The 13664-nt window shown below is 70.3% G+C and carries 11 protein-coding genes and 1 tRNA gene; 6 read left to right on the top strand and 6 right to left on the bottom strand.

Features of this window, described 5'->3' with window-relative positions:
• Window positions 1-150 precede the first annotated feature (150 nt).
• Both SOM13_RS13195 and SOM13_RS13190 read right to left on the bottom strand, forming a co-directional pair.
• A tRNA-Val gene (locus SOM13_RS13195) sits at window positions 151-223 on the bottom strand.
• Between the two features lie 79 nt (window positions 224-302).
• A complete protein-coding gene (locus SOM13_RS13190) occupies window positions 303-776 on the bottom strand; it encodes a peroxiredoxin (protein ID WP_192057889.1) in 474 nt (157 codons plus the stop codon).
• A 271-nt stretch (window positions 777-1047) separates the two neighbouring features.
• Between SOM13_RS13190 and aceE the strand changes: the two genes are divergently transcribed.
• The 6 genes from aceE to SOM13_RS13160 all read left to right on the top strand — a co-directional run bounded on the left by aceE (window position 1048) and on the right by SOM13_RS13160 (window position 8755).
• Window positions 1048-3792 (top strand): pyruvate dehydrogenase (acetyl-transferring), homodimeric type, encoded by a 2745-nt coding sequence (gene aceE / locus SOM13_RS13185; protein ID WP_320479968.1) that lies wholly within the window; start codon window positions 1048-1050, stop codon window positions 3790-3792.
• A 38-nt stretch (window positions 3793-3830) separates the two neighbouring features.
• Window positions 3831-5036, top strand: a complete 1206-nt coding sequence (locus tag SOM13_RS13180; protein ID WP_192057901.1) for a PucR family transcriptional regulator — start codon at window positions 3831-3833, stop codon at window positions 5034-5036.
• 112 nt (window positions 5037-5148) lie between these two features.
• A complete protein-coding gene (locus SOM13_RS13175) occupies window positions 5149-6069 on the top strand; it encodes an ACP S-malonyltransferase (RefSeq protein WP_320479967.1) in 921 nt (306 codons plus the stop codon).
• Window positions 6066-7076, top strand: coding sequence for a beta-ketoacyl-ACP synthase III (locus tag SOM13_RS13170; RefSeq protein ID WP_192057905.1), 1011 nt, complete (start codon window positions 6066-6068; stop codon window positions 7074-7076). Before SOM13_RS13175 ends, SOM13_RS13170 begins: the two co-directional genes overlap by 4 nt.
• Before the next feature lie 78 nt (window positions 7077-7154).
• Entirely contained in the window at window positions 7155-7403 is a 249-nt protein-coding gene (locus SOM13_RS13165) for an acyl carrier protein (protein ID WP_055797067.1), read from the top strand.
• A gap of 113 nt (window positions 7404-7516) precedes the next feature.
• Complete coding sequence (locus SOM13_RS13160; protein ID WP_320479966.1) at window positions 7517-8755, top strand: beta-ketoacyl-[acyl-carrier-protein] synthase family protein; 1239 nt, start codon at window positions 7517-7519, stop codon at window positions 8753-8755.
• Window positions 8756-8840: 85 nt separating this feature from the next.
• Here the strand turns inward: SOM13_RS13160 and SOM13_RS13155 are convergent, their stop codons facing one another.
• From SOM13_RS13155 to SOM13_RS13140, 4 genes are all read right to left on the bottom strand, one after another.
• Entirely contained in the window at window positions 8841-9332 is a 492-nt protein-coding gene (locus SOM13_RS13155) for a DUF3145 domain-containing protein (RefSeq protein ID WP_192059171.1), read from the bottom strand.
• A gap of 184 nt (window positions 9333-9516) precedes the next feature.
• Window positions 9517-11166 (bottom strand): bifunctional 3'-5' exonuclease/DNA polymerase, encoded by a 1650-nt coding sequence (locus SOM13_RS13150; RefSeq protein ID WP_320479965.1) that lies wholly within the window; start codon window positions 11164-11166, stop codon window positions 9517-9519.
• Between the two features lie 83 nt (window positions 11167-11249).
• The gene (locus SOM13_RS13145; protein ID WP_320479964.1) at window positions 11250-11882 is read right to left on the bottom strand and encodes an FMN reductase; all 633 of its coding nucleotides are present in this window, start codon (window positions 11880-11882) and stop codon (window positions 11250-11252) included.
• Between the two features lie 16 nt (window positions 11883-11898).
• Window positions 11899-13014 (bottom strand): LLM class flavin-dependent oxidoreductase, encoded by a 1116-nt coding sequence (locus tag SOM13_RS13140; protein ID WP_192057913.1) that lies wholly within the window; start codon window positions 13012-13014, stop codon window positions 11899-11901.
• Window positions 13015-13664: the final 650 nt, after the last annotated feature.

Raw genomic sequence — 13664 nt, 5'->3', positions numbered from 1 at the left:
GGGTCCTCTCAAGCAAGATGCGATTGGCGTCCACGACGTAGGAAAGTGGGTCGTCCTTCACCAACACCACACCGACACGAGAATGCTTGTGCAACGGCATACGAGGCATTGCTCTCGGAAAGACTTGCCTCTGACCGGCAACTACTCCGGTGGGCCCTACCGGGCTCGAACCGATGACATCCACGGTGTAAACGTGGCGCTCTACCAACTGAGCTAAAGGCCCCTGCGCCGGTCTGGCCGGGCGGGTCGTATCAGGTTAGCGGCTGAGGAGGCGCGAGTCGCGCCTCCTGGGCGGTGTCCCGTCAGACGGTGGCCGGCACCAGGGTGTCGAGGGAGGCGCGGTAGTCGTCGATCGAGCGCTCCTGACCGGGTTCGGTGACGAAGTGCTCGCGGATGATGCCGTCGACGTCGATCAGGAACGTGGCCCGCGTGGCGAAGCCCTTGTGCTCGAGGAACACGCCGTACTCCTTCGAGACCTCGCCGTGCGGCCAGAAGTCGGCGAGCAGCGTGAAGTCGTAGCCCTTCTCGTCGGCGAAGGCCCGGAGCGTCGCCTTCGAGTCGACGGAGACGACGAGCAGCTCGACGCGGTGGTCCTGGAACATCGCCAGGTTGTCGCGGAGCGTGCACAGCTCCTTCGTGCAGGTGCTCGAGAACGCGAGGGGGAAGAACACGAGCGCGACGGGCTTCACACCTCGGTAGTCCGACAGCCTGACGTGCTCGCCGAACTGGTTCGGCAAATCGAAGTCGGGAGCCTGGATGTCGTTCTCCAGTGCCATGGTGCGATCCTTCCGCGTCGGCCCGGGCGGCCGGCGACAAACACGATCAGTGATCCTACGCCGCACGCGGGCGAGCGCAAGGACCGCTCTCAGCGCGTGCGGAGACTCTCTCGGGCAGGGTCGGTGTCAGTCGGGGTCACTAGACTCTGGCGAGTCAGGTGGCAACGTGTTCGGAACCCGGGCGCGGACGACCTGACACTCGTCTGTCCACCACATACGGTGCGACCCACACACGGTGCTATCAACACCACGAGATTGATTGAGGTCAAGGGTGACGGTAAACGACCAGGACCCGTACACGGTCGACACGACCGATCGCGATCCCGAAGAGACCGCCGAATGGCGGGAGTCGCTCGACTCCCTCGTGGCGGCCCAGGGGCACGAACGGGCTCGCGAGATCATGAAGAGCCTGCTGAGCCGGTCGAGCGAACTCCACCTCGGCGTGCCGATGGTCCCCAAGACGGACTACGTCAACACCATCGCCACCGAAGACGAGCCCGAGTTCCCCGGCGACGAAGAGCTCGAGCGCCGTTACCGCCGGTGGATCCGCTGGAACGCCGCGATCACCGTGCACCGCGCCCAGCGCCCCGGTGTCTCGGTCGGCGGTCACATCTCGACCTACGCCTCGTCCGCCGCCCTCTACGAGGTCGGCTACAACCACTTCTTCCGCGGCCAGGACCACTCCGGTGGCGGAGACCAGATCTTCTTCCAGGGCCACGCCTCCCCCGGCATGTACGCCCGCGCCTACCTCGAGGGCCGTCTCGGCACGGACCAGCTCGACGGGTTCCGCCAAGAGAAGTCGCACGCGTCGGGCGGGCTGAGCTCGTACCCGCACCCGCGTCTCATGCCGTCGTTCTGGCAGTTCCCGACCGTGTCGATGGGTCTCGGCCCGATCAACGCGATCTACCAGGCGCAGGTCGCGAAGTACCTCACCAACCGCGGCATAAAAGACGCCTCCGACCAGCAGGTCTGGGCGTTCCTCGGCGACGGCGAGATGGACGAGGTCGAGAGCCGCGGTCAGCTGCAGGTCGCAGCCAACGAGGGTCTCGACAACCTGAACTTCGTCATCAACTGCAACCTGCAGCGACTCGACGGCCCGGTGCGCGGCAACGGCAAGATCATCCAGGAGCTCGAGAGCTTCTTCCGCGGTGCTGGCTGGAACGTCATCAAGGTCGTCTGGGGTCGCGAATGGGACGACCTGCTCGCCCGCGACACCGAGGGCGCGCTGCTCAACCTCATGAACACGACGCCCGACGGCGACTTCCAGACCTACAAGGCCGAGAGCGGCGCCTACGTCCGCGAGAACTTCTTCGGTCGCGACCCCCGCGCCCTCGAGCTCATCAAGGACTTCACCGACGACCAGGTCTGGAACCTCAAGCGCGGCGGGCACGACTACCGCAAGGTCTACGCCGCGTTCAAGGCCGCCGCCGAGCACAAGGGCCAGCCGACCGTCATCCTGGCGAAGACCGTCAAGGGCTACGGTCTCGGGCCGTCGTTCGAGGGCCGCAACGCGACCCACCAGATGAAGAAGCTGACGCTCGACAACCTCAAGCAGTTCCGTGACGAGATGCGCATCCCGATCTCCGACTCGCAGCTCGACGAGAACCCGTATCTGCCGCCGTACTACCACCCCGGCAACGACGACGAGGCGATCCAGTACCTCCACGAGCGTCGGCGCGCCCTCGGCGGCTACGTGCCCGAGCGTCGCTCGAAGTACACGCAGATCTCCGTCCCCGAGTCGACGTCGTACGACGTCGTCAAGAAGGGCTCCGGCAAGCAAGAGGTCGCCACCACGATGGCCTTCGCGCGACTGCTGAAAGACCTGCTGCGCTCGAAGGACTTCGGCCACCGCATCGTGCCGATCATCCCGGACGAGGCCCGCACGTTCGGCATGGACGCCTACTTCCCGACGTCCAAGATCTACAACCCCAACGGGCAGCACTACACCTCGGTCGACCGCGAGCTGCTGCTGGCGTACAAGGAGAGCCCCCAGGGTCAGCTCCTGCACGTCGGCATCAACGAGGCCGGCGCGTTCGCGGCGTTCACCGCCGTCGGCACGTCGTACTCGACGCAGGGCGAGCCGCTCATCCCGGTCTACGTCTTCTACTCGATGTTCGGCTTCCAGCGGACCGGAGACGCCATGTGGGCGGCCGGCGACCAGATGGCCCGCGGGTTCATCATCGGCGCCACGGCCGGTCGCACGACGCTCACCGGCGAGGGCCTGCAGCACGCCGACGGCCACTCGCTGCTGCTCGCCTCGACGAACCCGGCGGTCGTCTCGTACGACCCCGCCTTCGGCTACGAGCTCGGTCACATCGTCAAGTCGGGCATGGACCGCATGTACGGCACCGACGAGAACGGCGCCCCGACGCACGCCGACCCGAACGTCATGTACTACGTGACCGTCTACAACGAGCCGATGCAGCAGCCGGTCGAGCCCGACGACGTCGACGTGGACGGCATCGTCCGCGGCATCTACAAGCTCAAGGGCGCCGAGAACCTGGGCCCCCGCGCCCAGCTGCTCGCCTCGGGCGTCGGTGTGCCGTGGGTGCTCGAAGCCCAGCGTCTGCTCGCCGACGACTGGAACGTCGCCGCCGACGTGTGGAGCGTCACCTCCTGGAACGAACTGCGACGCGACGGCCTCGCCGCCGAAGAGCACAACTTCCTCAACCCGGAGGCCGAGCAGCGCACGCCGTACGTCACCGAGAAGCTGCAGGGAGCCGAGGGTCCGTTCATCGCGACCAGCGACTTCATGGCCGCCGTGCCCGACCAGATCCGAGAGTACGTCCCCGGCGACTACCTCACGCTGGGCGCCGACGGCTTCGGCTTCTCCGACACCCGGGCCGCAGCCCGTCGGTTCTTCAAGATCGACGGCCCCTCGGTCGTCGTCCGCACACTGCAGGCCCTGGCCCGCCGTGGCGACGTCGAGCCGGGCGTCGTCCAGCAGGCCATCGACAAGTATCGGCTGAACGACGTGACCGCCGGCACCAGCGGCAACGCCGGCGGGGAGAGCTGACCGGCCCCGTGAGCGCCGAGCGGGTTCCGAGCTCGCCCATGGAGCCGTCCGCAGCCACGAAAGAGCGCACGCTCGCGTGGCTGCGGACGGTCTCGGGCGAACTCTCGACCAAGACCATCAAGCGACTGGAAGAGACGCTGCCCTGGTACGGCGACATGCCCCCGGGGCGGCGCTCGGCCGTGGGTCTCGTCGCCCAGGCGGGCATCACGTCGTTCATCAGCTGGTTCGACGACCCTCGATCCACCCCGTGGATCGCGGCGGACGTCTTCGGGGCCGCGCCCCGCGAGCTGCTTCGCTCGATCAGCCTCCAGCAGACGCTGCAGCTCATCCGCGTCACCGTCGAGGTCGTCGAAGAACGGGTGAAAGACGGCGACGACTCGCTGCGCGAGGCCATCCTGCTCTACTCGCGCGAGATCGCCTTCGCCTCGGCCGACGTCTACGCGCGTGCCGCCGAGGCGCGCGGTCTCTGGGACGCCCGTCTCGAGGCGCTGGTCGTCGACTCCATCCTCAGCGGCGAGTACGACGACGAGCTGCCCAGCCGCATCGCCGCGCTCGGGTGGCACGGGCACGGCGAGGTGTCCGTCCTCGTCGGGACGACGCCGCGGATGCTCGACGTCGACATGCTCCGCCGCACGGCGCGCCACCTGGCCGCCGACGTGCTCATCGGCGTCCAGGGTCGACGACTCGTGCTGGTGATCGGCCGAGCCGAAGAGACCCTCGACGAGAACGGCACCCCGACCTCCACCAGCCGACCCTCGTTCACCGACATCGCGAAGGCCCTCGAGCCCGGCTTCGGCGACGGTCACCTCGTGCTCGGACACGAGGTGCCCAGCCTCGTCGACGCCTCGAAGAGCGCCAAGACCGCGTTGGCCGGCTTCTCGGTGGCCCGGTCCTGGCGGAACGCCCCCCGCCCCGCACTCGCCGACGACCTCCTGCCCGAACGCGCCCTCGCCGGCGACCCCGTCGCCCGCTCGACACTCGTCAACCGCGTGTACAAGCCGCTGAAGAACCATTCGACCGAGCTCCTGACCACGCTCTGGTGCTACCTCGACAACGGGCGGTCACTCGAGGCGACCGCTCGCGAGCTCTTCGTGCACCCGAACACCGTCCGATACCGCCTCAAGCGGGTCTCCGACGTCATCGGCTGGGACGCCACCGGCGCCCGTGAGGCGCTCATCCTGCAATCGGCGCTCATCCTGGGGTCGATAGCCGACCACGACGGGCAGGCGGGGCGGCGTCGCTGAGGCCGACCCGCGCCTCCTCGGCAGTCGTCCTGGCGAGAAGCGACAAGCCCCGCCCCGATCTTTGGTCGAGTTGCTACACCTGCGAGGCCCCTCGGGGCGGCATGATGGATCAGTGATCGTTGTCGTTGCGCCCGGCCAGGGCTCCCAGAAACCCGGATTCCTCGAACCGTGGCTCGCCGACCCGCAGCTCGCCGAGCTGCTCGGCAGCCTGTCGGCCGCCGCCGACGTCGACCTCGTCGCCCACGGCACGACCTCCGACGCCGACACCATCCGCGACACCGCGGTGGCGCAGCCCCTCATCGTCGCCGCGGGCATCCTCACGGCCCGCGCCCTCTTCGACCGCGTCGACCGCGCACGCGTGGCCGGTGTCGCCGGGCACTCCGTCGGCGAGTTCACCGCCGCCGCGGTCTCGGGGGTCCTCACCGACACCGACGCCGTCGCCCTCGTCGCCGAACGGGGCCGGGCCATGGCCGAAGCCGCCACGCAGGCCGAGACCGGCATGAGCGCCGTCCTCGGCGGAGACCAGGCCGAACTGCTCGCCCGCCTCGACGAGCTCGGACTCGAGCCGGCCAACTACAACGGCGGCGGTCAGATCGTCGTCGCCGGCGAGCTCACCGCCCTCGCTGCCCTAGCCGAGCAGCCGCCCGCCAAGGCGCGCGTCATCCCCCTGCAGGTCGCCGGCGCCTTCCACACCCGTCACATGCAGCCCGCGGTCGAGCGACTCCGCACCGCCGCCTCCGCCGTGACCACGGCCGACCCCGATCTGACGCTCTGGACGAACCACGACGGCAGCGTCGTCACCGAGGGCGCACGATTCGTGGACCTCATGGTCGGTCAGGTGTCGTCGCCCGTCCGCTGGGACGCCACGATGGAGTCGTTCTCCGCCGCCGGAATCACGGGCCTGATCGAGCTGGCACCCGCCGGCGCCCTGACCGGACTCGCCAAGCGCGCGCTGAGGGGCGTCCCCTCCGTCGCCATCACGACACCCGACGACCTCCAGGCCGCCGTCGACCTCATCGAGGGAGCAGCATGACCACCCCCCAGCTCAGCCAGAACACCGGCGCGCAGTTCACCCGCATCTACGCCATCGGCGCCGCCCGCGGCGAGAACGTCGTGCCGAACGCCGACATCGTCGAGCCGATCAACTCGTCCGACGAGTGGATCCAGCAGCGCACCGGCGTCGTCACCCGCCGGCGGGCCGGCAAGGACGTCAAGGTCGTCGACCTCGCCGAGACCGCCGCGAAGGAGGCGATCGAGAAGTCGGGCATCCGCCCCGACCAGATCGGCGCCGTCCTCGTCTCCACCATCGGCGGCGGCGTGGCCACCCCGTCGGTGGCGTCGCTGCTCGCCGAGCGCGTCGGGGCCAACCCCGCGGCGGCCTACGACATCTCCGCCGCATGCGCCGGCTACACCTACGGCATCGCGCAGGCCGACTCGTTCGTGAAGTCGGGTCTCGCCGAGTACGTGCTCGTGGTCGGCGCCGAGAAGCTCAGCGACGTCATCGACCCGACCGACCGCACGATCTCGTTCCTCCTCGCCGACGGCGCGGGCGCGGCGATCGTCGGCCCCGCCGAGTCGGCCGGGATCGGCCCGACCGTCTGGGGCTCCGACGGCTCCAAGTGGGACGCCATCGGCATGACGAACACGATGGTCGAGTACCGCGAGGGCAACGGTGACGTGCCGTGGCCCACCCTGCGCCAGGAGGGCCAGACCGTGTTCCGCTGGGCCGTCTGGGAGATGGTCAAGGTCGCGAAGCTCGCCCTCGAGCGCGCCGGCGTGACCTCCGACCAGCTGGCCGCGTTCGTGCCCCACCAGGCGAACATGCGCATCATCGACGAGTTCGCGAAGCAGCTCGGTCTGCCCGAGTCGGTCGTCATCGGCCGAGACATCGCGACGATGGGCAACACGTCGGCCGCGAGCATCCCGCTGGCGACCCACCGCCTCCTCGACGAGCACCCCGAGCTCAGCGGCGGTCTCGCCCTGCAGATCGGCTTCGGCGCGGGCCTCGTCTTCGGCGCCCAGGTCGTCGTGCTCCCGTAGCGCGCCGCGCCTCCCCCCGCTTTCCGCCTGTATAGGCTTTACCCCGGTCAACCGACACCCCACAAGGAGAACAACACCATGGCACTGTCCACCGAAGAAGTCCTCGCCGGCCTGGCCGAGCTCATCAACGACGAGACCGGCATCGCGACCGACACGGTCGAGATGGGCAAGTCGTTCACCGACGACCTCGACATCGACTCGATCTCGATGATGACCATCGTCGTCAACGCCGAAGAGAAGTTCGACGTCAAGATCCCCGACGAAGAGGTCAAGAACCTCAAGACCGTCGGCGACGCCGTCACCTTCATCACCAAGGCACAGGACTAGACGTCAGCGGCCCGGTCGTTCCCTCCCGGGACCGACCGGGCGCCCACGTCGACGGGACCGCCCGTCAGGCAGGCCGCACGCCCGTCCCGGGCAGTCCCTTCAGGAGAACAGTCATGACCAAGAAGATCGTCGTCACCGGCCTCGGTGCCACCACCCCCCTCGGCGGCACCGCCACCGAGAGCTGGCAGAACCTGCTGGCCGGCCAGTCGGGCATCACCACCCTCGAGCAGGAGTGGGTCGCCAAGTACGAGCTGCCCGTCACCTTCGCCGGGCAGGCCCGCGTGCCGTCCGCCGACGTGCTCGACCGTCGCGAGACCAAGCGCCTCGACCCCTCCAGCCAGTTCGCCCTCACCGCGGCGCGCGAGGCCTGGGCCGACGCCGGTTCGCCCGAGGTCGTCCCCGAGCGGTTCATCGTCGACTGGGCCACCGGCATCGGCGGCGTCTGGACCCTCCTCGACGGCTGGGACACCCTCCGCGAGAAGGGGCCCCGCCGCGTCCTCCCGATGACCGTCCCCATGCTCATGCCGAACGGCCCCGCCGCCGCGATCTCGATGACGCTCGGAGCCCGGGCCGGCGCCCGCACGGTCGTCTCGGCCTGCGCCTCCAGCACCGAGTCCATCGCGATGGCCTACGAGCACCTCCAGTCCGGTCTCGCCGACATCGCCATCGCCGGCGGTTCCGAGGCTGCCATCCACCCGATGCCCCTCGCATCGTTCGCCGCCATGCAGGCGCTCTCGAAGCGCAACGACGACCCGGCCACCGCCTCCCGGCCGTACGACGTGACCCGTGACGGCTTCGTCCTCGCCGAAGGAGGCGCGGCGCTCGTCCTCGAGACGGAGGAGCACGCGCTCGCCCGCGGCGCCCGCATCTACGCCGAGCTGATCGGCGGCGCCGTCACCAGCGACTCGTACCACATCACCGCGCCCGACCCCGAAGGCAACGGGGCCGCCCGAGCCGTCATCAGCACCCTCGAGAACGCCGGCGTCGACCGCGACCAGGTCGTGCACGTCAACGCGCACGCGACGAGCACCCCGGTGGGCGACATCGCCGAGTACCACGCCATCAAGCGCGTCTTCGGCGAGCACACCCCGAAGCTGATCGTCTCGGCGACGAAGGCGGCCACCGGGCACCTGCTCGGCGGCGCCGGCGGCATCGAGGCCCTCTTCACCGTGAAGGCCCTGCACGAGCGCCTCGCTCCCCCGACGATCAACGTCACCCAGATGGACGACGAGATCGACATGGACGTCGTGGTCGGCGAGCCCCGTGCGCTGCCCGACGGCGAGATCGTCGCGCTGAGCAACTCGTTCGGCTTCGGCGGCCACAACGCCGTCATCGGGTTCCGTTCGGTCTGAACCATCGAAGGAGGCGCGGGTCGTGACGATCACGACCCGCGCCTCCTTCGTCCGCCGCGACCGCACCGACCGCCGCGCGCTCGGCTCAGCCGACCTTGTGCAGCCAGACGACGGGGTTGCCCTCGCCGCTGTAGCGGAACGGCTCGAGTTCGTCGTCCCACGCCTGACCGAGGGCGAGACGGAGCTCGCGGTGCAGCTCGAGGGCGTTCGATCCGGCGACCTCCATCGCGTAGCGGACGCGGTCTTCCGGGATGACGGTGTTGCCCGCGGTGTCGGTCTGGGCGAAGAAGATGCCGAGATCGGGCGTGTGCATCCACCGGCCGCCGTCGTGCTGCGAATCGGGGTCTTCGGTCACCTCGTAGCGGAGATGCTCCCAGCCGCGGAGGGCCGAGGCGATGCGGGCACCGGCACCGTCGTCGCCCTGCCACGAGAACTCCGTGCGCTGCGAACCGCCGAGCACGGGCTGGTCGACCCACGCGAAGTTGACGGCGTGCCCGAGGGCACGACCGACCGCCCACTCGACGTGTGGGCACAGTGCACGAGGGGACGAGTGCACGTAGAGCACTCCCCGAGTCATTGCAGCAGCCACGATTACTCCATTCGGTTAGGTGCGACTTCCCCATCGACCTGGTGAACGAGTGAAACGGTGGCTTCTCGTGCTGTATGAGATTGTGTGGGCGGACTGGTCCGCTCGCTGAATCATCGCAGACGGATGCACGGGATCACAACTGTGTAACTCCTGCCAGTTCGCCCTGGCGCCCCTACTTGGCCTGCGAGTAGTCGTCGACGACCGCGATCGTCACCGGGAACCGCACGGGCGCCTGCCCGAAGAGCAGCCGACCGGCGGCGGCGGCGCTCCGCTCGACGATCCCCACGACCTCGTCGGCGACCTCGGACGGCGAATGGACGACGATCTCGTCGTGGAGGAAGAACACCAGGTGCGGCGCCCCGTCGCCGAGCCCCGCGAACCGCGAGTGCAGCTCGGCGCGCGTGGCACCCATCCAGCAGAGCGCCCACTCGGCCGCGGTGCCCTGCACCACGAAGTTGCGCGTGAAGCGACCCCAGGCCCGGGCGTCACGACCCACCGGGCCCCGGTCCATCTCCGGAGGGAGGTCTGCGGCGACATCGTCGCCCGGCCGCGGCGAGCTGCGCCCGAGCAGGGTGCTGACGACGCCCCCCGACTCGCCCGTGCGGGCGGCGGCCTCGACGTACTCCATCGCTCGGGGGAACCTCTTCGCCAGACGCGGGACCAGACGACCGCTCTCGCCCTGCGTCGCCCCGTACATGGCGCCCAGCATCGCCACCTTGGCCTCGGCGCGCGACGCCACCGCCCCGCTCGAGACGATGCCCTCGTACAGATCGCCGTCGCCGGCCGCGGCCATGGCGGCGTCGCGCGACAGCCCCGTGAGGATGCGCGGCTCGAGCTGCGAGGCGTCGGCCACGACGAGCTTCCAGCCCGGGTCGGCCACGACGGCGGCGCGGACCGCCTTGGGCAGCTGCAGCGCGCCTCCGCCGCTCGTCGCCCACCGCCCGGTCACGACGCCGCCGGGCACGTAGTCGGGCCGGAACCTGCCCTGCCGCACCCAGGAGTCGACCCACGACCAGCCGTTCGCGACGAGGAGGCGCTGGCGGCGTTTGTACCGCAGCAGCGGCTCGACGACGGGGTGCTCGAACCGCGAGACCTCCCACTTGCTCGTCGACGCCACCGACAGCCCGGCCCGCTGCAGCGCCTTGAGCAGATCGGCCGGCGAGTCGGGGTTCAGGTCGGGCGCATCGAGGGCCGCTCGGATCTCGACCACGTCGGCGCTCATCAGCGTCGGGCGGTCACCGCCACGGGGAGGCCTCGACCCGAGCGCCTCGGTCAGCAGCCGATCGTGGACGACCGCGGACCACGGGATGCCCCGGTGCTGCATCTCGCAGGCCACGAGGGCCCCCGTCGACTCGGCCGTCGTCAGCAGCTCGAGCCCGTCGCGAGCGGCGCTCGACTCGACGGCCCGGCGCTGCCGCACGAACTCGGCCACCGGATCGGGCAGCGACTCGGGCACCACGTCGAAGAGCCCGTCGGAGTGCCCCAGTTCGGCCTGAGCGGTGTCGTACGGCCCGCGGGCCGCCCCGTGCAGCTCGCTGCCGACTGTGGCCGCCGATCGCCGCAGGATCGCATGGCAGAGGCGCAGATCGATGCAGCGGGCGACACGGACTCCGAGGCCGAGGAGGCGCGGGTACCACCGTCGGGTGTCGTCCCACACCCAGCGGGGCGACGCCTCCACCTCGCGCGTGGCCACTGCCATCGCCAGCTCGCCCTCGGCCACCACGACGGACTTCCCCGCGACCGGCGCGGCCCCGGGCGCCGGGCGGTCGACGGGCGTCAGCTCGACACGGCCGTCGGGCAGACGGTGGAGGACGATGAACACCCGTCGATCATGCCACCGGCCACCGACGGCGACGGGCGCGGCCGCCGCCGCCCGCAGCCGCAGCCGCCACCGCCACCGCCCGATCAGGCCGGATCGTCGCCGGCCAGCCGACGCAGCTGCTGCTCGAAGGGCACCAGGTCGGCGAACGGATCGTCACGGGTCGTCGAGTGGCGTGAGACGAGGTCGGCGAACTCGTCGGCGGCACGGGTCACGCGCTCGGGCAGACCCGTCGTCGTCTCGTCGCCGGCGCCCCAGTCCTCGGACGCCGCGAAGACCGAGGTCGGGCTGACGACCGACCGGAGGTACGAGAACAGGGGGCGGAGGGCGTGGTCGAGCACCAGTGAGTGCCGGGCAGTCCCCGCGGTGGCGCCGAGGAGGACCGGGGTGCCGGCCAGCGCCTCCTTGTCCATCACGTCGAAGAACGACTTGAACAGACCGCTGTACGAGGCGGTGAAGACGGGCGTGACGGCGATCAGGCCGTCTGCGCGGGTGACCCGATCGAGCACGCCGGCCAGCGCCTCCGGAGCGAACCCCGTCAGCAGGGCGTCGGTGATCTCGTGCGCGAGATCGCGGAGTTCGACGACCTCGAACTCGGCCGGGACGCCCGACCCGAGCAGGCTGCGCGCCGTGGCCTCGGCCAGACGGTCGGCGAGGAGGCGCGTGGAGGAGGGCTGACCCAGCCCCGCGGAGACGACGACGATGCTCTTGGATGCCATGGTGCGCCTCCTCGGCTCAGCGGGTGGCGACGGCCGGAGCCGCCGCGACGTCGACCGACCCGTCGGCACGTGCCAGCCGGGCGGCGTGGGTCGGCGCGTCGGGCACGTGCTCAGGGCGGTTCGTCGCGAACTCGCGCCGCAGCACCGGGACGACCTCCTCGCCGAGGATGTCCAGCTGATCGAGCACCGTCTGCAGGGGCAGCCCCGCGTGGTCGATCAGGAACAGCTGGCGCTGATAGTCGCCCACGTAGTCGCGGAAGCCGAGTGTCTTGTCGATGACCTCCTGCGGGCTGCCGACCGTGAGGGGGGTCTGACTCGTGAAGTCCTCGAGGCTCGGACCGTGGCCGTAGACCGGCGCCTCGTCGAAGTACGGACGGAAGGCGCGGACGGCGTCCTGCGAGTTCTTGGCCAGGAAGACCTGGCCGCCCAGGCCGACGATCGCCTGGTCGGCACGACCGTGACCGTGGTGCTCGTAGCGCGAACGGTAGAGCTCGACCATCTGCTTCGTGTGCGAGGCCGGCCAGAAGATGTGGTTGGCGAAGAACCCGTCGCCGTAGTACGCGGCCTGCTCGGCGATCTCGGGGCTGCGGATCGACCCGTGCCAGACGAAGGGCGGCACGCCGTCGAGCGGGCGCGGCGTCGACGTGAAGCTCTGCAGCGGTGTGCGGAAATGGCCCTTCCAGTCGACGACGTCCTCGCGCCACAGGCGGTGAAGCAGCGCGTAGTTCTCGATGGCGAGGTTGATGCCCTGGCGGATGTCCTTGCCGAACCAGGGGTAGACGGGGCCCGTGTTGCCGCGACCCAGCGTCAGGTCGACGCGACCGCCGGCGAGGTGCTGGAGCAGCGCGAAGTCCTCGGCGATCTTGACCGGGTCGTTCGTCGTGATGAGCGTCGTCGCGGTGCTGAGGATGATCCGCTCGGTCTGCGCCGCGATGTAGGCGAGCAGCGTCGTGGGGCTCGAGTTGACGAAGGGCGGGTTGTGGTGCTCGCCGGCGGCGTAGACGTCGAGGCCGACCTCTTCGGCCTTCTTGGCGATCGCGACCATCGCGAGCAGGCGCTCGTGCTCGGTGGGCGTGCGGCCCGTGGTGGGGTCTGGCGTGATGTCTCCGACGGAGAAGATTCCGAACTGCATGCGGACCACCTTAGCTGTTGTTCATGCGGTTGTATGCAGTTGGGGGAACGGCGGGGCGCGGTGGAACATTCCCGCGGTCGCGTCGGCTGCGCTCCGGGTCGGCAACTCCTCACCTGTGCGCGCGGGCGGGGCTGGGCGGCCTGTGCTGGCGTGGCGCGCGGCACGGAGGAGGAGTTGCCGACCGGGACGGGCCACCGGGCTGCGCCGCGCGGGAGGAGGAGTCGCCGACGCGCCGGGCCGCGGGCCTGCGCGTTCGGACGGAGGAGCACTCACGCGCCGGGTCGGGAACTCCTCACCTGTGCGCGCGGGCGGGCTGGGCGGCCTGCGCTGGCGTGGTGCGCGGCACGGAAGAGGAGTTGCCGACGCGCCGGGCCGACGGACTGCGCCAGGCGGGACAGGGAGGAGGACTCGCCGATGCGCCCGGTCGCGGGGCCGCGCCGTCGGGAACTCCTGCCCCGTGCCGAGGCAGGGGTCGGGACCCGAGCGGATACGGCGCCACGCGGCAAAGAGGAGGAGTTACCGACCCCAGCACGGCTGCGAGCAAGCGGGAGCGGGACGGGACACAGCTTGGACGGGCCCGACCGCGGGAGGGCGGGCCGGCGCGGGCGCAGGCGCGGGCCGGCGGGCCGGGCCAGCGCGGGCGCAGGCGC

The sequence above is a fragment of the Frigoribacterium sp. CFBP9030 genome, from assembly GCF_034045195.1.
GTDB lineage: Bacteria > Actinomycetota > Actinomycetes > Actinomycetales > Microbacteriaceae > Frigoribacterium.
Note: the sequence above shows the minus strand (reverse complement) of the source record. Positions and strands in the feature narration are given on the sequence as shown.